15 protein-coding genes and 4 tRNA genes are annotated in these 20,767 nt (G+C 50.3%); 2 read left to right on the plus strand and 17 right to left on the minus strand.

The annotated features are described in order from the left end of the window. Positions 1–65: 65 nt before the first annotated feature. Positions 66–1,964, minus strand: a complete 1,899-nt coding sequence (gene dnaK / locus AC53GJ_RS15610) for a molecular chaperone DnaK (RefSeq protein ID WP_496729058.1) — start codon at positions 1,962–1,964, stop codon at positions 66–68. A gap of 240 nt (positions 1,965–2,204) precedes the next feature. Here dnaK and luxS point away from each other — a divergent pair, with 240 nt between their 5' ends. Then, positions 2,205–2,711: an S-ribosylhomocysteine lyase gene (luxS, locus tag AC53GJ_RS15615; protein WP_496729059.1), complete on the plus strand. Its 507-nt coding sequence runs from the start codon at positions 2,205–2,207 to the stop codon at positions 2,709–2,711. Positions 2,712–2,995: 284 nt separating this feature from the next. On the opposite strand, the gene AC53GJ_RS15620 is transcribed toward luxS, so the two are convergent. From AC53GJ_RS15620 to AC53GJ_RS15640, 5 genes are all read right to left on the minus strand, one after another. Further along, positions 2,996–5,539 (minus strand): TonB-dependent receptor, encoded by a 2,544-nt coding sequence (locus tag AC53GJ_RS15620; protein WP_496729060.1) that lies wholly within the window; start codon positions 5,537–5,539, stop codon positions 2,996–2,998. Positions 5,540–5,754: 215 nt separating this feature from the next. After that, positions 5,755–7,422, minus strand: a complete 1,668-nt coding sequence (locus AC53GJ_RS15625) for a glycoside hydrolase family 3 protein (RefSeq protein ID WP_496729061.1) — start codon at positions 7,420–7,422, stop codon at positions 5,755–5,757. Between the two features lie 14 nt (positions 7,423–7,436). After that, positions 7,437–8,210, minus strand: coding sequence for an ATP-binding cassette domain-containing protein (locus AC53GJ_RS15630; RefSeq protein ID WP_496729063.1), 774 nt, complete (start codon positions 8,208–8,210; stop codon positions 7,437–7,439). Then, complete coding sequence (locus AC53GJ_RS15635; RefSeq protein WP_496729065.1) at positions 8,203–9,168, minus strand: ABC transporter permease; 966 nt, start codon at positions 9,166–9,168, stop codon at positions 8,203–8,205. Before AC53GJ_RS15635 ends, AC53GJ_RS15630 begins: the two co-directional genes overlap by 8 nt. After that, the gene (locus AC53GJ_RS15640; protein WP_496729067.1) at positions 9,165–10,208 is read right to left on the minus strand and encodes a substrate-binding domain-containing protein; all 1,044 of its coding nucleotides are present in this window, start codon (positions 10,206–10,208) and stop codon (positions 9,165–9,167) included. The genes AC53GJ_RS15635 and AC53GJ_RS15640 overlap by 4 nt, the downstream gene beginning before the upstream one ends. A 260-nt stretch (positions 10,209–10,468) precedes the next feature. Between AC53GJ_RS15640 and AC53GJ_RS15645 the strand changes: the two genes are divergently transcribed. Then, on the plus strand, positions 10,469–11,689 hold the full coding sequence (locus AC53GJ_RS15645) for an ROK family transcriptional regulator (RefSeq protein WP_496729069.1): 1,221 nt from the start codon (positions 10,469–10,471) through the stop codon (positions 11,687–11,689). An 85-nt stretch (positions 11,690–11,774) separates the two neighbouring features. On the opposite strand, the gene AC53GJ_RS15650 is transcribed toward AC53GJ_RS15645, so the two are convergent. The 11 genes from AC53GJ_RS15650 to AC53GJ_RS15700 form a co-directional block, all read right to left on the minus strand. Continuing rightward, positions 11,775–13,811 (minus strand): methyl-accepting chemotaxis protein, encoded by a 2,037-nt coding sequence (locus AC53GJ_RS15650; RefSeq protein ID WP_496729071.1) that lies wholly within the window; start codon positions 13,809–13,811, stop codon positions 11,775–11,777. Positions 13,812–14,118: 307 nt separating this feature from the next. Further along, a tRNA-Arg gene (locus AC53GJ_RS15655) sits at positions 14,119–14,195 on the minus strand. 108 nt (positions 14,196–14,303) lie between these two features. Further along, a tRNA-Arg gene (locus AC53GJ_RS15660) sits at positions 14,304–14,380 on the minus strand. 39 nt (positions 14,381–14,419) lie between these two features. Then, a tRNA-Arg gene (locus AC53GJ_RS15665) sits at positions 14,420–14,496 on the minus strand. Positions 14,497–14,514: 18 nt separating this feature from the next. Continuing rightward, positions 14,515–14,604: transfer RNA gene (locus tag AC53GJ_RS15670), tRNA-Ser, on the minus strand. A 180-nt stretch (positions 14,605–14,784) separates the two neighbouring features. Then, a complete protein-coding gene (gene csrA / locus AC53GJ_RS15675) occupies positions 14,785–14,988 on the minus strand; it encodes a carbon storage regulator CsrA (RefSeq protein WP_496729073.1) in 204 nt (67 codons plus the stop codon). A 112-nt stretch (positions 14,989–15,100) separates the two neighbouring features. Continuing rightward, positions 15,101–16,312, minus strand: a complete 1,212-nt coding sequence (locus AC53GJ_RS15680; protein WP_496729075.1) for an aspartate kinase — start codon at positions 16,310–16,312, stop codon at positions 15,101–15,103. Positions 16,313–16,317: 5 nt separating this feature from the next. Beyond that, a complete protein-coding gene (alaS, locus tag AC53GJ_RS15685; RefSeq protein WP_496732805.1) occupies positions 16,318–18,936 on the minus strand; it encodes an alanine--tRNA ligase in 2,619 nt (872 codons plus the stop codon). 15 nt (positions 18,937–18,951) lie between these two features. After that, entirely contained in the window at positions 18,952–19,449 is a 498-nt protein-coding gene (locus AC53GJ_RS15690) for a regulatory protein RecX (RefSeq protein ID WP_496729077.1), read from the minus strand. Beyond that, entirely contained in the window at positions 19,439–20,158 is a 720-nt protein-coding gene (locus AC53GJ_RS15695) for a hypothetical protein (protein ID WP_496729079.1), read from the minus strand. Before AC53GJ_RS15695 ends, AC53GJ_RS15690 begins: the two co-directional genes overlap by 11 nt. Beyond that, positions 20,155–20,661, minus strand: coding sequence for a WbuC family cupin fold metalloprotein (locus AC53GJ_RS15700; RefSeq protein WP_496729081.1), 507 nt, complete (start codon positions 20,659–20,661; stop codon positions 20,155–20,157). The genes AC53GJ_RS15695 and AC53GJ_RS15700 overlap by 4 nt, the downstream gene beginning before the upstream one ends. Positions 20,662–20,767: the final 106 nt, after the last annotated feature.

Raw genomic sequence — 20,767 nt, forward strand, 5'->3', positions numbered from 1 at the left:
AGCGGTCGCTTCACGTTCAGCGCTGAAAACCGCAGCTTAATGCAGCGGTCTTCACCAGACAAATATTATTTGTCTTTAACTTCTTCAAACTCAGCGTCAACTACATCATCGCCAGCATTTTTGGCATTGTCAGCACCTGGTTGCGCCTGACCTTGCTCAGCTGCAGCTTGCAGTTTTTGCGCTGCCTGCAGTAATGCCTGAGTTTTGGCTTCGATTTCAGCTTTGTCGCTGCCTTTGATCACGCTTTCCAGCGCGCTGATAGCGGCTTCGATTTCTTGCTTATCATTGGTCGCCAGGTTAGTACCGGCTTCTTCCACCTGCTTCCGGGTCGCATGCACTAAAGCATCTGCCTGGTTACGGGTTTGTACCAGCTCTTCAAACTTTTTGTCTTCTTCCGCATTCAGCTCGGCATCACGCACCATTCTTTCTACTTCTTCATCCGTCAGACCTGAAGAGGCTTTAATGGTGATTTTCTGCTCTTTGCCGGTGTCTTTGTCTTTGGCTGAAACGTGCAGGATACCGTCAGCGTCCAGGTCAAAAGTCACTTCGATTTGTGGTTCGCCACGACGCCCCGGACGAATGCCTTCTAAGTTAAACTGACCCAATGACTTGTTAGCAGACGCTTGTTTACGCTCACCTTGCAGCACGTGGATAGTGACCGCAGACTGATTGTCATCTGCAGTTGAGAAGGTTTGTGACTTTTTGGTTGGGATAGTCGTATTCTTCTCGATCAGCGCAGTCATCACGCTGCCCATGGTTTCGATGCCTAATGACAGTGGCGTCACGTCCAGTAACAGCACGTCTTTCACGTCACCAGACAAGACTGCGCCCTGGATAGCAGCACCTACGGCAACAGCTTCGTCCGGGTTGACGTCTTTACGTGGCTCTTTGCCAAAGAAAGCCGTCACAGCTTCCTGCACTTTTGGCATCCGCGTCTGACCACCGACCAGAATGATGTCGTTGATTTCGCCAACAGACAAACCGGCATCTTTTAATGCTTGTTTCAGTGGTTCAATGGTGCGCTGAATTAAATCTTCCACCAATGACTCCAACTTAGCGCGGGTCACTTTGATATTTAAGTGTTTTGGACCTGTGGCATCAGCCGTGATGTACGGCAGATTCACTTCAGTTTGTGAGGCAGAAGACAGCTCGATTTTAGCTTTTTCACCGGCTTCTTTTAACCGTTGCATCGCCAATGGGTCGTTGCGCAGGTCAATACCCTGTTCTTTTTTGAATTCGTCAACCAGGTAATTGATGACGCGTGAGTCAAAGTCTTCACCACCTAAGTGCGTATCACCATTGGTGGATAACACTTCAAAAGTTTGCTCGCCATCAACATCGTCGATTTCGATGATCGAGATATCAAAAGTACCGCCACCTAAGTCATACACTGCAACTTTAGTGTCGCCTTTTTTCTTGTCCATGCCATAAGCAAGGGCAGCCGCTGTTGGTTCGTTGATGATCCGTTTTACTTCTAAACCAGCGATACGGCCGGCATCTTTAGTCGCCTGACGCTGCGCATCGTTGAAGTAAGCCGGAACAGTGATAACCGCTTCTGTCACTGGCTCGCCCAGATAATCTTCCGCCGTTTTCTTCATTTTTTTCAGCACTTCCGCAGAAATCTGTGGCGCTGCTAATTTTTTGCCTTTGACTTCAACCCAGGCATCGCCATTGTCAGCTTTGACAATTTGGTATGGCATGATTTTGATGTCACGCTGTACTTCGGCGTCTTCAAAACGACGACCGATTAAGCGTTTGATGGCGAATAAAGTATTTTTTGGGTTGGTAACTGCCTGACGTTTTGCTGGCTGACCCACTAACACTTCACCGTCTTCGGCATAAGCAATGATTGAAGGCGTGGTTCTGGTACCTTCAGCGTTTTCGATGACCCGTGGCTGGTCGCCATCTAAAATCGCAACGCAGCTGTTAGTTGTACCTAAGTCAATACCAATAATTCTACCCATGATTGTACTCCGCTCTTGAATTCGAACAATTAAAATTGTGTTGACCGGTTAATGGGGCTAATCCCTGATCGATTCAAGGTTATTGCGGCAAATTTTTTTGCTTTTTTAACTTCACAGCGTTTTTTCCGCCAGTGAGCGCATTTTTGCAACGCTGTGCCAGCAAGACAGATAAAACCAGTTCGCCTGTCTGACCGTAGCTCTGTATAATCGATTGCACAGACTCTTTTTTGGAACTCAGTTATGCCATTACTTGATAGCTTTACCGTTGATCACACTATTATGAAAGCACCAGCGGTGCGGGTCGCAAAAACGATGACCACGCCACACGGCGATGCAATTACCGTGTTTGATCTGCGCTTTTGTGTACCGAATCAGGAAATCCTCTCCGAAAAAGGTATCCATACCCTGGAGCATCTGTTTGCCGGTTTTATGCGCGACCACTTAAATGGCAATGGCGTGGAAATTATTGATATTTCCCCGATGGGTTGCCGGACGGGTTTTTACATGAGCCTGATTGGTACGCCAGACGAGCAACGTGTCGCCGATAGCTGGCAAGCAGCGATGGCTGATGTTTTAAAAGTGCAGCAGCAGTCTGAAATTCCGGAATTAAACGTGTATCAGTGTGGGACTTACCAGATGCACTCACTGGATGAAGCCAAGCAAATAGCGCAAAACATTATTGACCGTGGTGTCGGTGTTAATAAAAACGCTGAACTGACGCTGTCACCTGAGCTGTTAAAACAGTAAAAGTCCGCCAGCAGTCGTTTTTGCACTCGGGCATCAGCGTTAAAAGTTACTGATAAATAGTTGGTTTGATGCAAAACGGCTTGATGTCATAGCACTCGAAGTAAAACAGCCCTGTCGGGATCACCGCAGGGCTTCAGCATAAACCCCACAAGATGTTCAGGGCCGCTGCAACAACATTCTGCGGCAGTTCACACTACTGCAGTCTGCCGACCACACAAGCAGGGTCTGGCAGCTCAGCCACTCAGGCTTTGCTGCTAACATTATTTAAGGGACAGCAAGGCTGATTAAAAATCATAACCAAAGCGCATACCAAACATCCGTGGCGGATTGTAGGTTGAACGGATAAAACCATCGCGGAACTGAAAGTAGTTGGCGTTACGGACATATTCGTCGGTCAGATTTGACACATAAGCTTCCAGATACCAGCTGTCGCTGGCTGGCATCAGTTTGACTGAAGCATCAATTTTCCAGTAAGCGGTCTGAGCGTCCGATAAATGCGCCCCGTCATAATTATTCAGCGAGGTATACATTTTACTTTGCCAGTGTGCGCTTAACTGCGGTTCCAGCGCAAAGCCTGACTTCAGTTCAAAGGTATGCCGCAAGTTCAGCGTGCCCGACCAGTCTGGTGCATAAGGTAAACTGTTGCCGCTGATATCAATCGGGCCGGTAGCACAAGGTTGCTGCCCATATTCAAGCCGCTCGGCACAATAATAACTGTCTTCAAACGGAATATTGTCAACCCGAGCATGCAGCCAGGCGACATAACCGGAAATTCGGCCATTATTCCAGGGAATATAATCCAGCTCCAGCTCCAGTCCTTTCATCGTGGCTTCACCGATATTGGTCGTCAGGTTGTGGAATTTGTCACTGCCATCAGGTCTGGTGCCGACTTTTTGATTATTGGTGACTTGCATATCGGTATATTCACTGTAAAACAGCGCGGCCGACAGATTCATCCGGCCATCCAGCAGTGCTGCTTTATAGCCGGTTTCATAGTTAGTCACTTCTTCCGGGCCATAAGGTAAATTGGAATACTGACCACAGTCACAGATATCGAAGTCTTCAAAAAAGCCGCCCGCTTTAAAACCGGTCGCAACAAAAGCATAGAGCAAATCCTCTGACGGCAGCCGGTAATCAGCCCCCACTTTCCAGGTGCCTTTTTGCCAGTCTTCTGTGTGATAAGTCCGCCGACCCGCCGTCAATACCTGACCGAGCGGTGGATAAGTGCCCATATTTTTGGTTAAATGATTGGACTGAATACTACCGTTCACCTTCGGATCATAACCGCCATTGTAATATTGATCGCTAAACACCAGCTCATAACCAACACCACCATTGTCAATTTTTTTATCTTTGGTCTGACGGTAGCCCAGCGTCAGTTGCAGCTGTTCTGTCAGGCTGTAATCCAACTGACCAAACACAGCATCAGCATTGGCACGGCGGTCATCCTGCGGATAGGAAAAAGCTGCCGGATGATAACCCAGCGCCGGATGACGCAAACCATGCACCAGCTCGACATCAAACTTGATTTTGTTCTTTTCCCGCATCGAAAACACCCCGGTGACAAATTTCAAATCACTGGCGCTGTAGGTAAATTGTAACTCGTGAATGCTGGAATCAAATTCGGCATTGGTTCTGGCGTAGCGGTCAAACAGTAGCGGATGACTGAAGCTATCTAGCTTGGCACGGGATGGGGCTGCGGCAAAACCGGCATCTTCATCAAACAGCTGATAACGTTCTTGTTGGGCCAGACTAAAACGATAATCGGCTGCCCAACTGTCATTCAGCAGCCAGTTGATGTGTGAACGTAAAGTGTCGATGGTCATATCCATCTCACCTGGAACGTTAATATTGGCGTAAAACTGCGGCTGGTTACATTGATCAACAGTGCCTTTGGCCTGGGCACAATCTTTGAGAAATAACTCGCCGGCACTTTGATCGGCAAAATGCTCCAGCGTCAAATCCCAGCTCAGCGTATCGGATGGGATCCAGCGCGCCAGAGCCCGTATCGATTGTTTATCTGAATTGGTGTAATAATCTTTTTTACTGACTTGATGGTTTTCGCGCTGATCAGTATCGGCAACTCCATCCGCCGCCATAGGTTTGCCGGTAAAGGGATCTTTTAAATCAGGTCTGTTGATATCACGAACATCCATCTCTTGTTTGATATAACCATCGCGCCGATCTGCCATCAGCGCAAAGCGTAAGGCAAACCTGTCATTGACCGCGATATTGGTCATACCGCGTAACTGTTTGTGGTTGTAATTACCATAACCGAGCACCAGATTGCTGTAATTCTGCGTGGTATCAGGTTTATTTGGGATCACGTTAATCGAACCGCCGGTTGAGTTGCGGCCAAACAAAGTGCCTTGTGGGCCCCGTAAAACTTCTACCTGTGACACGTCGTACAACAAGGCCAGTGCACCTTGTGGCCGTGGCGAATAAATACCGTCAATATGCACCCCCACCGCCGGATCGCCGGTTTCGGTGTTATTACCCGAGCGCACACCACGAATAGAGGCCTGAATACCAGAGTCAGTGCCAGACACCACAAACTGAGTATTTGGGATAGCTGTGGTCAATTCGCGCAATTCTTTCACCCCACCTCGGGTCAGTTGCTCCTGACTGAAGGCAGTGACTGCGACCGGCGTTTCCATTAAATAGGTTTTACGTTTGGTGGCGGTGACCGCAATCCGCTCAATTTTGTTGAGGTCAGTGGCAGCTGTCGTACTGGTTTGTTGTGCCTGCAGCTGTGGGCTGACGAGCAGTGGCAAACCACAAGCCAGACCGATACATAAACTCAGATAGCGTTGTTGTGTTGTTTTCATCGATAGTTCCCCGTTTTTTGTTGTTATTCTGCCGGTCCGCCGCAGCACCGCGGCGCCAGACTGAACAGCGACCAGAGGTGAACTGAATGCACAAGGACAGAATTTTGTTGTGTTTAAAATTTAGTCTATTTGTTTTACTAATTATTTGTCAATTAATTTTACTAAATATGCAACCTATGTTTTAACACCACTTAAACAATGATAACCAATTGATTTTATTTAATATCAAAAATTACCTGAGCAGCAGCAATAGCGCTGCAACGACGGCTGGAATAACTGCAGAGATAAGTCTGTAACTGTGGGTAAGCAGCCAGTTCAGTATCAGAACGCAACCCCAGCACCAGCAGTTGCTCTGGCCACAGCTGACAAGCCTGTTGCACCCGTTGCTGCTGAGCTGTTAAATCCAGTTGCTCGCCTGGCAACGGATAATCTTCTGTCACCAGCAGCAATAACTGTTCAGCTGGTAACTGTCTTTGTCCCTGTAGCAACTGCTGCAGTTGTGGCCAGTTCAATAGTTCCAGCCTGATACCATGCTGAGCGGCCGACAGTTGTAGTTGTTGCCAGCAAGCGCTGCTGGCCGGGAGCGGATCATTGGGTCCAATGCCACGGCTGTTACAGATCCGATCATAGACAGCCGGATCGGCAACAAAAGCCACCGTCAGCGTCTGGCATTTTTGCGATGTTAATGGCAAATGACAGGCCTGATTGCGCAACAACCGCACGGCAGCTTTGGCCGCGGTCAGTTCCAGTTGAGTGGGTTCTGCTGGCTTTCCCTGTGGTACCAAACCGCTGGCCGGCACACTGCTCAACTGATAACGTAATCGCAGCCCCCGGCGCAGCGCTTGATCCAGCACAGTTTCAGCCAGTTCACCTTGCTCAACAGCCGCAATCACGCCCTGAATGGTGTCACGCTGCAACTGCTTATAATCAGTGCGTTCATTCTCATAATGCTCTTCGCTCAGCATGATCAGATCTGCACCGGCTTTCAGCGCCTGCACTGCCGCCGCTACTGGCGAATAATGCCGTCGCATCGCCCCCATATTCATGCTGTCAGTTAAGATCACGCCGTCAAACCCTAATTCATGGCGTAACAAAGCTGTCAGGATCGCTGGTGACAGCGTGGCTGGCCAGACAGGATCCAGCGCCGGATACAAAATATGACTGGTCATGATCAGCGGTACCCCAGCGCCAATCGCTGCGATAAAAGGTTGCAGATGGCTGTCGAGTAATTGTTGCCGGCTCAGTGTCACCACCGGCAAACCACTGTGACTGTCAGTGGCGGTGTCGCCATGACCGGGAAAGTGTTTGGCACAGGCCTGGGCTCCCTGCTCTAACAACGCCTGCACTGCGGCGCTGACATGCCGGCTGACCAGCACCGGTTCTGCACCAAAAGCGCGCTGACCAATAATTGGATTATCCGGGTTAGAATTGACATCTGCACAGGGTGCTAACACCGTGTTATAACCCAGTTGTTGCATTTGCTGTGCGTACTGCTGGTACATGGCGGCAGTCAGCGCCACATCATCGGCCACCCCCAGCGCCAGATTGCCGGGTCCAAGCACGGTATGGTGGGTTAACAGACCCCAGGCACCTTCCTGATCCACCCCAAGCAACAGCGGCGCGTCACAAGGTCGCAGCGCCGCTAACTGTTGTAACTGATTGGCCAGTTGCATCGCTGCCGCCGGATCTGGCGCATTATCGTCGGTCAGATAAAAACCGCCGATATGACGCTGCTGTACCAACTCACGGGCATAAGCCAGATCCTGGCCGGCAAAAGCCAGCATAAAAAGCTGACCCACTTTTTCCTGCAGACTCAGGCTAGCCAGTAACTGGCTGATCCGAAGTTCGAGCCCTGGCTGGTTGTTCAGTGTTGACGTTTGCATCTGTTCCTCCTCACTCAGGCCGCGACTGCGGCACCGGTAATTAATGCCACTAAGTCTTCTTTGCTGACATCCGACAGGGCCACATCGGCCACCGATCGGCCCTGATAGAGCACCACGGCCCGATCACAGGTTTCCAGCACGTGTTGCATGTTATGGCTGATCAACAGTACTGCAACGCCCTGTGAGCTAATCAGTTTAATCAGTTCATTCACCTGCGCGCTTTGCTCCACACCCAGTGCTGCAGTTGGTTCGTCCATCATCACCAAATCAGCCCCCCAGTTCACCGCTCTGGCAATGGCAACCGCCTGGCGCTGACCGCCAGATAAACTTTGCACCTTGGCATGAAAGTCCGGCAGACGGCTATTGAGGCGGTGCAACGACTTACGTGCCTGTCGCTCCATTGCCGCCTGATCCAGCCAGCCAAGTGCGCGCAATAGTGGATTTTTGCTGAGAATTTCCCGGTTTAAAAACATATTGGCACTGATCTCAAACTCCGGCACCATCGCCAGATCCTGAAACACAGTTTCAATGCCGAGTTGTCTGGCCTGTTGTGGTGAATTCAGGATCACTGGCTGATTATTCAGTAATATTTGCCCCTGATCCGGCTGGTGTAAACCGGCAATACAACGTACCAGCGTCGTTTTACCAGCGCCATTGTCACCCAATAATGCCACGACTTCGCCTTTTTGCACGCTGAAACTGACATCCTTCAGCGCCTGCACTGCACCAAAACTTTTACCGATATGCCGCAGTTCCAGTGCCACCTGACCTAACTGAGTTCTAACCATGACGCGCCTCCCTTACCCCAATCGCCACCGCCAGGATCAAGATCACACCACGGGCTATCATCTGCTCATTGGTGGAAAATCCGGATAAAATCAGACCGTTGTTGATCATGCCCATCAACCAGGAACCCAGCACAGCGCCGATGATGCAAACCCGACCGCCAAATAAACTGGTGCCACCAATGGCCACCGCCGCAATCACCGTCAGTAAATCGGCTTCGCCTAAGGTGTAACGTGCGCCCTGTAACCGACCGGCGTACAACAAGCCTGCCAAAGCAGCCCCCAGTGCCGAAATCATCAGGGCCTGCACCCGTAACCGCGAAATACCAATGCCCATAGCTCTGGCTGCTGCCGGATTGCCACCCACCGCCAGTAAGTGCCGGCCAAAGCGCAATTTATTCAACAGCAGATAACCCGCCAAAGCGACCAACACTGTCCAAAGCAGCAATACCGGTACGCCGAACAAGTCACCACCACCAAACCAGAAGATAAAATCGTTATTAACCACCGGCACTGATTCCATCCCGGTCAGTTGCCGGGCCAGTCCCGCCAGCACGCTCATCGTGCCCAAAGTGATCAGCAAGGATGACACTTGCAGTTTTTCGGTCAAAAAACCATTGATCAGCCCGACCACTACACCAACGCTGAGCGCACCAGCCACCGCCAGCGCAATACTGCCCTGTTGTAATAACAACGCTGCCACCAACGCACTGACGGCAACCACAGCCCCAATAGATAAATCAATATGTCCAACCGCCAGCGCAAAACAGAGCGCCACCGCCATCACTGTGACAGGTGTGGTCTGGCGGACAATATTCAGCAGGTTATCCAGCGATAAAAACGCGGTGTCATGCAGCACCACGCCAAACATGGCCAGCACCAGCAGAAAAATATAATAAATATACGCATCCCGGCGTAGCAGCCATTGTTTCAGTGGAACACGGGCCAGCAGTGAGGTCATGGTTGAACTCCATCATTGGCCAGCAGTTGGTGGAGCAGAGCCGGTAGCGGACTTTGAAAAGCCTGCTGCCAACCTGCAGCGATATTCTGCTGGGTGACTGTATTAAAAGGCACCAGGGTAAAGGCTGGTGTACTGATCCCCAGTTCACGCAGTGCCGCCACTCTGGCCATGGTTTGACCAATCAGATATGGCTGATCAGCAATAGTTGCCAGCATATTGCCGCCTTTGGCCAAATCCAGCAGGTTATTGACCCCCAAATCATGGGTGATGACTTTAATATCTTTGCGACCGGCAGCTCTGAGTGCTTCCACCACCCCTTCAGCTGCTGCATCCCAGGACACATAAATCACCTGCAGTTTAGGATGTTGTAAAATCAGCGCCGCCGCAATGTCGGCAGTTTCCTGCTCACGGACAAAACCTTGACTGGCGCTCAGTTGCAGTTGCGGATATTTGGCTAGCTGCTGCCGGAATGCCTGATCTCTGTTGTTGGTAATAAAATAATCAGCATCGTGATAAATCATACCGACTTGCAATGGCTTCTCCCTGCTTGAGGTGGCAAAACTTTGCGCCAGCACATCAGCCGCCTGCCGTCCCATGCCAAACATATCGTCAGTCACGATACCAGCGTAATCCTGCCCCAGTACAAAGCCCGGGATCGGGTTACTTAACAGGACCAATTGGCTGCCGGTGTTGACCAACTGCTGGTAAGCCGCTTTAGCACTGGCCGGGTCAACCACCAGCGACAAAACAAAATCGGGTTTAAGCACGGTGACATTTTCTATGTCCGCCACTTGCCTGGCTGGATCAAACTGCGCATCTGTCACCGCCACCACTTTGACGCCAAGCCGGTTAAACTCAGCCGTTGCTCCCGCAGTGACGGCACTGATCCAGGGGCTGGCGCCATGCCAGACCAAAGCGGCAGTGAATGATTGTTGTTGTAATTGCTGCACCTGCAAGGCGCTGAGCTGGATTTCACTGGCGGGCACCGCATCTGCGGATGGATCCTGCAGCGCTGTTGCAGCAACCGCATCAACTGACATCAATCCGCCACTGCACAGCACCGCAGCCAGTGCTGACCGTCTTAATAAGCATCCCAACCACAGACTGACTGCTTTTCGACCATATATTTTCACGCTGTACCTGCTCAGAAATTATTGTTAAGTTGTTTATATTCCAATCAACAATAATATGTCAATCATTTTTACTTAATAGAAAGAGATCACAAATTCATTGCCTTTTCGCGATTGCAGGTAAAAAATGCTGGCCAGCCGGTCAAAGTGACAAATAAGCTAAGGTTCTGATGTTAGGTTCGAATTCCAAACAAAATAAAGCCGTGAATGTGCGGCTGGTGCTGGCGCAAATCGCCACCCAGGGACCGCTGTCCAGAGCTGATATTGCGCGGACCACTTTTCTGAGTAAACAAACCATCACCAATCAGGTCGATGAACTGATTCGATTGCAACTGGTGCAGGAAGCCGGCATCAAAAAAGAGAAAGTCGGCAAACCTTCGACCATGTTGCTGCTGCAGGATCACGCCTACTTTACCATCGGACTAAGACTATGGCCGGATCGGCTGGAATTGGCGCTGTGTAGTTTAACCGGCCAATTGCTGCAACAAAGCTGCAGTGCAGTGCCAGCGGAGCAACAACTGCGCAGTTGCCGGGCCTTGATTGAACAGTTATGCCAACAACAAAATATTGAGTACCAGCAATTACTTGGCCTTGGCATCACCCAGGTGCAAACAGGCAGCAGTTCGCTGATCGAAAAACAGCAACAGCGCCAGTTATTTCAGCAGCAGTTGGCGACCGTATTACAATTACCTGTGGTGGCGGAACAAACCGCCGCCGCTTGTGCGGCCTACCACCTGTTGCATGGTGAAGCCAGACAACTGCAAAGTTTCTGTTATGTCCATATCGGCCAGACCGTTGAAGCTGCACTGGTCTATCACCGCACCTTGCTGCTGGGACAGAATGGTTTTTCCGGCGCGCTTGGTGAAATTTTTGTCACACCAGATCAAGACCACAGCACCGGTGATTTTGGCCGGCTGAACGATTTTGTCTCGACGAATTCATTACAACAATTTATCAGTAAAAAAATGGCCGTACCGGAGTCACAGCAAGCCAGTTTGATCCTGGCCGAAGCATTGACTCCACAGCAAGCCGATAAGCTGGAACCCTGGTTTTTAGCGGCTACAGAGCCGATGCGAGTGGCACTGCATACGCTGGAAACATTATTAAATTGCCAGAGTATTATTGTTGGCGGTGAAGTCAGTGATTGGTTGTTAGACAAACTGATCAGCAAGTTGCGGCCTTTTATTCCGTCCATTGCCCAATATGGCGAACGTCAGGTCCCTAGGTTGATTAAAACTCCGGACGCAGGCGCTGTGGCGTTAAAAGGGCTGGCGACACTGCCACTGCATGCTGCCATCCGTGCAGATGCTTCGCACCCAGTGGCGTTACCCCAGCACAGCAGCATGACCGCAGCCCAGCACTTGTTATTCACCGAAGAGCTCACCGATTAAAGCGGCCACAGGGGTTTGAGCGACCGCAGGGGTTTGAGCGACCGCAGGGTATAACAGCGAATGTCGACCCTGCGATGGCATTTTGCTAAATTTTAAATTGTCCAACCACAGTATTCAGCGCCGTGGCTGAGGCATTCAGCTGGTTGGCTTCGACCGTCAATTCATTGGCATGCCCGGCGGTATTATCCACCAGTTGACTGATCAGATGCAGATTCTGATTGATATCATCCGCGACCACAGTTTGCTGCTGTGTGGCAACGGCAATCTGGCTGCTTTGTTGCTGCACCACGACAATAGCCTGGCTGATGGCAGATAATGCCTGTTGCATTGACTGCGCCCGACCTGCGCTGACTTCAGTATGCTCGCGCCCCCGCTGCATCACAGCTTCTGCCTGACCGGCAATTTGCTGCAATTTTTCTACCATCCGGCGAATATCATCGGTGCTGTCTCTGGTCCGCCCCGCCAACGATCGCACTTCATCTGCGACCACGGCAAATCCTCGTCCTTGCTCACCAGCACGGGCGGCCTCAATGGCTGCATTGAGCGCCAACAAATTAGTTTGTTCCGCAATACCTTTGATCACATCGACCACAGTACCGATATTTTCCGATTCCTTTGCCAGGCCCATCACCACCTGCACCGCTTCGAGCATACTGCGATCAAGTTGATCCATATCCTGCACTGCTAACTCAGAGAGTTTAAAACCATCCTGGCCACGTTGTTGCGCCGCAGTGGCGGCCTGACTGGTTGACTGGGCATTCCGACTGATCTCCTGCACTGTCGCCGCCATTTCAGTGACTGCCGCCGAGACCGCATCCAATTGCACTTTGCCTTGTTGAATTTCCTGATTGGTCAGCACTGCCACCTGATTCAGATGCTGGCTAGACTGATGCACTTGCTGCGCCTGCTGCGAGGTTTTTTGTAATGACAACCGCAGTTTCTGCACAAAGGTATTAAAATGCCGTGCCAGCGCGCCTGTTTCATCCTGCTGCCGGATATCAATCTGCCGGGTTAAATCACCTTCACCACTGGCAATATCGCGCATAGCGGCGGTGAGCTGCTGTAAAGGCCGGATAATCAGGTTGGTGCTGAACAGAATTGTTGCGGCCGTCAGCAGTAAAAAAATCAAAGTCCCGAATAAGGCCCAATTGATGGCACTTTGGATCGGTCCTTCAATCAACTGTGCCGGGATCAGGATCCCAACCAGCCAGGACATTTCCGGAAAGCTCAGCTGCACCGGCTGATAACTGACGAAATAGGGTTTGCCTTGCAGTTGCACTTGCGCAAAGCCAGCAGTACCACTTTTTGCGGCCGCGGCGATGGCGGCAAAACCACTGTTGCTGTCGTTTTGGCTGTCAAAACCGGCCAGATCAGCACTGGTTTTAATCTCCATCCCGGTCTGAGCCGGGAAATGGACAATGTGACCGAGGCTATCGAGTAAAAATGGGATCCCCTCCCCCTGATACCGGATCAAATCAACTTTATCGCCAATCTTATTTAAATGCAGATCCAAACCACCAACGCCCAATAAAGTGCCGTCCGGCAAATACACCGGCCCCTCTACCACGGCAGAAACGACGCCGGTGGTGAAATCTGCCGATGGCGAGCCGACAAAGAATTTATTTCTTTGCATGCTTTCGATGTACCAGGGTCTTTTCGAAGCAAAATAGCCCTGTTCGACTTTACCGGCATTAGGTCCATCCACATCAACCCCAGTGCGGGAATCTTCGCGGAAATATTCATCTGAGCGGGTTAAAGCGAAAAATGCCGATAATACCGCCTCATCGCGGCCACTGACGGTTTTAAAGGTCTGATTGATATCCTGATAGCCAGCCAAGCCTTCTAATGCCGTGCCTCGACCCGGATACTGCACGAACCATTGCTGAAATTGTGGCGCATGCAAAAATGTTTGCGCGACCTGAGCGTATTCTGCAAAAAATTTGCCGACGTTGACCGCTTCTTTTTCCATCAGGCTGTGCACCTGTGCTTCGACCTGTGCCCGGCTCTGGTCGGCCAGATGATTGACCACACCGGCAGCCGCCAGCATAAACAACACAGCCACAGAACCACCGACCCGTAATAGAATTTTATGTTTTATTGATTTTATTGTTGTCGTTTGCATAGAACCCCCAAAGTTGCGGTTCCATCAAAACATAATCATCAACAGAAATCTACCCGACTGATTGCAGAGGACTTTAGCCGTTATCAGCGGTTGCACCATGTTGGATCGCAAGCCAGGCACTACCGGCCCATTACGCCCCGATTTGACTAGTGTCAGTGCCTTTATGCGCTATTTAAGCGCAATAAAATATCCTGCAAAACGTAAAAATCATCGGATTGGAAAGAGAGATATCAGCAGATAACCAGAGCACCACGACAAGGAATTGTCAGCAGGGCTATCGGTTCAGTTATTTGGTGTTGCAGGGAAGTGGCGGACGCAGGAGGATTCGAACCTCCGACCGCTCGGTTCGTAGCCGAGTACTCTATCCAGCTGAGCTATGCGTCCGTAATTATATCTTTTGACTTGCAGTTCAAAGCAGCAATGTATTGCTGATACTCACTGTGGTAAAGCCTGGAAGCTTTAAAACAAAAAACCTGCTTGATGCAGGTTTAGTGGCGGACGCAGGAGGATTCGAACCTCCGACCGCTCGGTTCGTAGCCGAGTACTCTATCCAGCTGAGCTATGCGTCCAGTCTAACTTTTATATCATCCAGCAAAGGTCGTTTCAGATGGCGGACACAGGAGGATTCGAACCTCCGACCGCTCGGTTCGTAGCCGAGTACTCTATCCAGCTGAGCTATGCGTCCATCTAAATCTGAAACAACTGGCGGAGAAAGAGGGATTCGAACCCTCGATAGAGTTTCCCCTATACACCCTTAGCAGGGGTGCGCCTTCAGCCACTCGGCCATTTCTCCGCGCTACGTTGCGGGGCGTATATTAATGTCTCTGGAAAATAAGTCAAACAATTTTTCGAAGAAAAAAGTTTGTTTGCTGACCTTTTAAACAATTTGAGCAATTAATAACGAATACGGGTAAAAATTAAACAACATTACAGCTAAAACAACTATTTAGCGAGTCTCTGGATTTTGAACAGATTACTGATCATCATCCTGAGTGAAACTGCCAGGTGTGCCTTTTTCTGCCTGAATACGCATATAAATTTCTTCACGGTGCACAGAAACTTCTTTTGGCGCATTCACACCAATCCGAACCTGATTGCCTTTTACACCTAATACAGTGACAGTTACTTCATCACCAATCATTAAAGTCTCACCAACACGACGGGTTAAAATAAGCATTCGCTTGCTCCTATCCTTTAAAATTCAATTTTCCGAATGACATCAGCAATTTTCCTGCTGCGTCTATGCACAGAATGATAACCTAGGCTTCAAATTTATGAAAATCCAGAGATTAATTATCTGCAGTTACTAATACTTGATGCAGGCGCGCAGCAACTTTTTCAAGCTGTTCGGCCGCCATCAATGCCGAAAACCGACTTTCAGAATGGGTGATTAAGTACAATTGCACATTCATCTCATTGAAAGTACTAAAAATTTTAGAAACCAGCAGCGGATCTGATTTAATACCGATGCCAACTACCGACAGTTTAGCAAGGTTCTGCTGCGGATGATGCAGAGAAACCGTACTATTTTCTGTCAGTTTCTGCACTGCATCAATCACTTGGCTGAGCTCTGCACTGGCAACAGCCAGACTGAGTGTCAGTTGTGATGGCCAGTCACCATGGTGTTGCAGCATATCTGTTTCAATATGCAGAGTAGCCAACGCAGCCATCACCTGTTGCAGTTGACTGGCCGTCAGACCACTGATTTGCAATAAACTGATGCCCGTTTGACCGGCAATACCGGATATAGTTGGCAAACTCATGCCATCTTCCTCATAAACAATTAAGGTTCCCGCATCAGGTTTAAAGGTCGATAACACCCGCAGCGGCACCCGAAAACGACCGGCATATTCGACAGAACGTGAATGCAGTACCTTAGCCCCCAGACTTGCCAGTTCCAGCATATCGGTAAAAGGCATCAGACTAAGCCGTCGCGCCTGCGGACAAAGCCTGGGGTCAATACTGTAAACCCCATCGACATCGGTATAAATCTGGCATTCATCAGCCTTTAACGCTGCCGCCAATGCCACTGCAGAGGTGTCAGACCCACCGCGCCCCAAAGTAGTGACATTACCTTCAAAATCACGCCCCTGAAAGCCTGCGGCGACCACAATGTGGCCTTGTTCCAGTTCCTGCCATAACCGCTGATTGTCGACTGCAGTGATACGGGCTTTGCCAAATTTATTGTCAGTATGAATACAAATCTGATCCGCCAATAAAGATACGGCCGGAAAACCGCGTTTGATCAACGCCATTGCCAACAAAGCCACTGTGACTTGTTCACCTGTCGCAGCCAGCACGTCTAATTCACGGCTAGCAGCCTTGGGATCAATTTGTTGCGCCAGCCCCAGCAGCCTGTTGGTTTCACCGGCCATAGCAGAAACCACGGCCACCACTTTGTGACCAGCCTGGATACTGCGGATTATCAGCTCGGCAACCCGCTCAATCCGATCGGTGGACCCTACCGAGGTACCACCGAACTTCTGCACCAATAACGCCACTTAAATTACAGCTTCGCACTTAAGTAGTCAGCCACGGCCAGCAATAGGGCTGGCAAAGCTTCGACCTTAGTGCCACCTGCTTGCGCCAGATCTGGCTTGCCACCGCCTTTGCCGCCAACCTGTTCCGCCGCCCAGCCAATCAAAGCACCCGCCTGGACTTTGTCGGTCAGATCTTTGGTCACACCTGCGATCAGACTGACTTTGTCATCGGCTGCTGTCGCCAGCAACACCACGCCTGAACCTAATTTCACTTTCAGTTCATCGACCATAGTGCGGAAACCTTTGCTGTCGGCACCAGGTAAATTGGCAATCAGCACTTTCACGCCGTTAATCAGCACCACTTGTTCCAGCAAAGAAGCCCCGGCGGCACTGGCCATTTTCGCTTTTAATTGCTCCAGCTCTTTTTCCAACTGTTTGCTTTTATCCAGGGTCTGGGTGACCCGGTCAGCGATAGTCATCATATCGCCTTTGAGCATGGAAGCCACCAGTTGCGCCTGCTGCTCTAATTTGTGCAGATAAGCGATAGCCCCTGCACCTGTCACGGCTTCAATCCGGCGCACACCAGAGGCGATGCCACTTTCCACCACAATTTTAAACAAGCCAATATCACCGGTCCGGTCGACATGAGTACCGCCACAGAGTTCAGTGGAGAAATCTCCCATCGCTAACACCCGGACATCATCATCATATTTTTCACCAAACAGCGCCATAGCACCAGCCGCTTTGGCCGCCTCTAAATTCATCAGTCGGGTGCTGACCGCATGATTTTGCTGAATTTGCTGATTCACCAGCACTTCCAGCGCACGGATTTCATCGGCTTTCACCGCTTCAAAATGCGAGAAGTCAAAGCGTAACCGGTCCGGCCCCACTAAAGAGCCTTTTTGCGTGACATGCTCACCTAACAACTGACGTAATGCGGCATGGAGTAAGTGTGTCGCCGAGTGGTTTTTCTTAATGGCATCCCGACGCTGCTGATCAATGACAGCATCAACCCGATCATTTAATTGCAGCGCGCCTGCTAACACGCCTTTATGCGCAAAAGCTTTGCCGACTTTAACGGTATCAGTGACGGTAAAGACACCACCGTCTGCCAGTTGCAGCACGCCGGTATCGCCAGTCTGGCCACCAGATTCGGCATAAAACGGCGTTTGGTCGAGGATAATCAGCGCTTGCTGACCATCAATCAATGAACTGACCGCAACGCCATCGCGCAGGATTTCCAGCACTGTGGCGTTGCCATGGTTTTCGGTGTAACCAGTAAAATCTGTCACTTTGTCCGATGTCAGTGCCTGATTGTAATCAGCACCAAAGTTTGACGCTTGCTGGGCACGTTTACGCTGCGCTTCCATCGCGGCTTCAAAACCTGCCTGATCAACAGTGAAAGCACGCTCGCGCGCGACATCCGAGGTTAAATCCAGCGGGAAGCCATAAGTGTCATACAGCTTAAAGGCGACGTCGCCAGGAATGACAGTACTGCCCCCCAGCTGCGCCAGAGCGTCGTTCAGCAACAACAGACCCCGTTCCAGCGTTTTGCCAAACTGCTCTTCTTCCATCCGCAACACTTTTTCAATGATGGCTTGTTTTTCAATCAGCTCCGGATAAGCTTCGCCCATCTGCGCCGAGAGCTCGGCCACTAATTTACTAAAGAAAATACCTTTGGCACCTAATTGATTGCCATGTCGCACGGCACGGCGGATGATCCGGCGCAGCACATAACCGCGGCCTTCATTGCCCGGCATCACTCCATCCGCCACCAGGAAAGAGCAAGAGCGGATATGGTCGGCAATCACCCGCAGCGACTTGTTATCTAAGTCGGTGACACCAATAATGCCAGCAGCCGCTTTAATCAGGCCCTGAAAGGTATCAATTTCATAGTTGCTGTGCACGTTTTGCAAAATAGCCGCAATCCGCTCCAGACCCATACCGGTATCTACGCTTGGTTTTGGCAGTGGTTCCATCCGGCCATCGGCATGACGGTTAAACTGCATAAACACGTTATTCCAAATTTCAATAAAACGGTCACCATCTTCTTGCGGTGAACCCGGTGGCCCCCCCCAGATATGATCGCCGTGATCATAAAAAATCTCAGTACAAGGACCACAAGGACCGGTATCACCCATGGCCCAGAAGTTGTCTGAGGCATAAGGTGCACCTTTGTTATCACCAATCCGGATGGCGCGCTCAGCCGGCACACCAATTTCTTTGGTCCAGATATCAAAAGCTTCATCATCCGTGGCGTACACAGTGATCCAAAGTTTTTCCTTCGGTAGTTTCACCACTTCGGTCAGAAACTCCCAGGCAAAAGCGATGGCTTCACGTTTAAAATAGTCACCAAAACTGAAGTTACCCAGCATTTCAAAAAAAGTATGGTGGCGGGCGGTGTAACCGACGTTTTCCAAATCGTTGTGTTTACCACCGGCGCGGACACAACGCTGGGAAGTGACCGCTCTTTTGTAACTACGCTGATCTTGACCTAAAAACACGTCTTTGAACTGCACCATGCCGGCATTGGTAAACAGCAAGGTTGGGTCATTGCCCGGGATCAAAGAGCTGCTGGCAACGATCTGGTGATCTTTGCTGGCGAAATAATCCAGAAATGCGCGCCGCAGCTGCGCTGATGTCATATACATAACCAAATCCTAACTGTCTTGATGTTGTATGGCGTATTGGATCTGCCCGGCATTAAAACCACGCCGTTGCAAAAATCCCATTCGTTTTTGTTTGTCCTGAAAATCTTTGATTGCTTTGTCAGCAAATTTTTTCTGGTACTGGCAAAGAGCCAGTGCAAACCAGTCGATGTCGAGTTCTGCCAGGGTGTCCTGTAGCAACTCGCGATCAAGTCCTTGTTCCCGTGCGGCCTGTGACACCACCGCAGGTCCATAACCTTTGGCCACTTTTGAGCGGATCAACATGGCGCAATATCTGGCATCACTCTGATAATTTTGCTGCTGACACCAATCCAGTACAGCGGCAATATCAGCTTCATCACCGCCTTTTTGCCGTAATTTCTGTTGCAACTCACGGCTGCTATGATCGCGACGGCTCAGTAAATCAATGGCAAGACTACGCAGTTCAGCCTCAGTCTTCACTGGCGCTGGCGTAGCATCGGCCGACGACGACTGCCAGTCAGACTTCAAAATAGCCTGCCTGCTCCTGTTCTGAGTTCACGGGTGCCAAGGCAAAGAACTCGGAAAAGGATAAAAAGAAACTAATCGACAACAGCGGCAATACCAGCAACCAGGTCAGCAGCAAAGTCGGAAAACCGGTGCTGAGGAGCGCCATGGCCAGTAAAGCATAAAGCGTTAAGGGTTGCACATTACGCCAGCACGCCATCAGACTGGCCTGCAAAATGGCAAATAAACGTTGCTCCCGCAAAAAGTAGGCAATAGCAACCGCATATGCAAACATCATCATCACCAAAGAGATCGCTATCACGAAGCCCAGCATCAGCCACCAGTCAATTGCCCCCGCCTGCCACTGGATAAATAGCTCGCTGGCCAGCAAAGTGAGCGGGATACTGCACAGCATATTGGCCGCCGCCAAGCGCAAGAAAATAGCGCGGCAAGCAGGCTCTTTTAAAGGTTGAAACAACATGCCAAAACTGACAGTGACACCACGCTGCCGCGCCACAATACAACTGTACAGGCCCGCGGTCAGAAAAGGATTCAGTAAAGCGGCAGCAATACCCAACAGCGGATGTAAGGCGCCGAGTAATGAACAAAAATGAATGGTAAAGACCAGCTGGATCCAAAGAAATGGCTGTTGTTTAAATAACTGCCAGCCTTGTTGTAACCACTTCAGACCCGCATTCAGTGGTGCCCGTCGTACCACTAGTTGTAACTTCATAACTCGCTCTTTAGATGTGACTTAGAAAAAAACTCACCCGGCTGGGCACTGACCATCCATTGGTAAAAGTCGTGAGCGCCAGCATCCTGCTCAGCGGGTGCCCAGTCGGCGAAGTATCTTGCTGCCGCTGGATCAAAAGGTCCTTGTTTAATTTCAATAAACACGGCGCCAGGTTCTGCAGCAATCAGACTGTGATACTGACCTGCGGATACTTCTACCGCACTTTGGGCAGAGCCTGCAGCCAGAGTCAGACGCATCGTCAACTGCCCCCCGACATCAAACAACAACATATCAACACTGCCCTGAAGGACCAGACATAATTCATAAGGCTGCGGTTCCTGATGCAGATGCGGCTGAACATAACTACCAGGCAACATGGCGATGACCACGCGTTGCGCGTTTTCAGCCAATGACTGATGTAAATTATGAGCACATCGTTTCCGGCTTGTTTGGCTTGCTTGTTGTAGCAAAGCATCAAATAGCTTGTGATCCAGTAATTGCAAATTCAGGTCCGTCCAGCTTGATGAAAGCGGCTTATCATACTGCAAAACGGCCTGAATACCAAACAGCCACCAGCGACCAATCAGCCTGACAGTGTTACAGGCGATA

The organism is Rheinheimera sp. B2H12 (genome assembly GCF_059620065.1).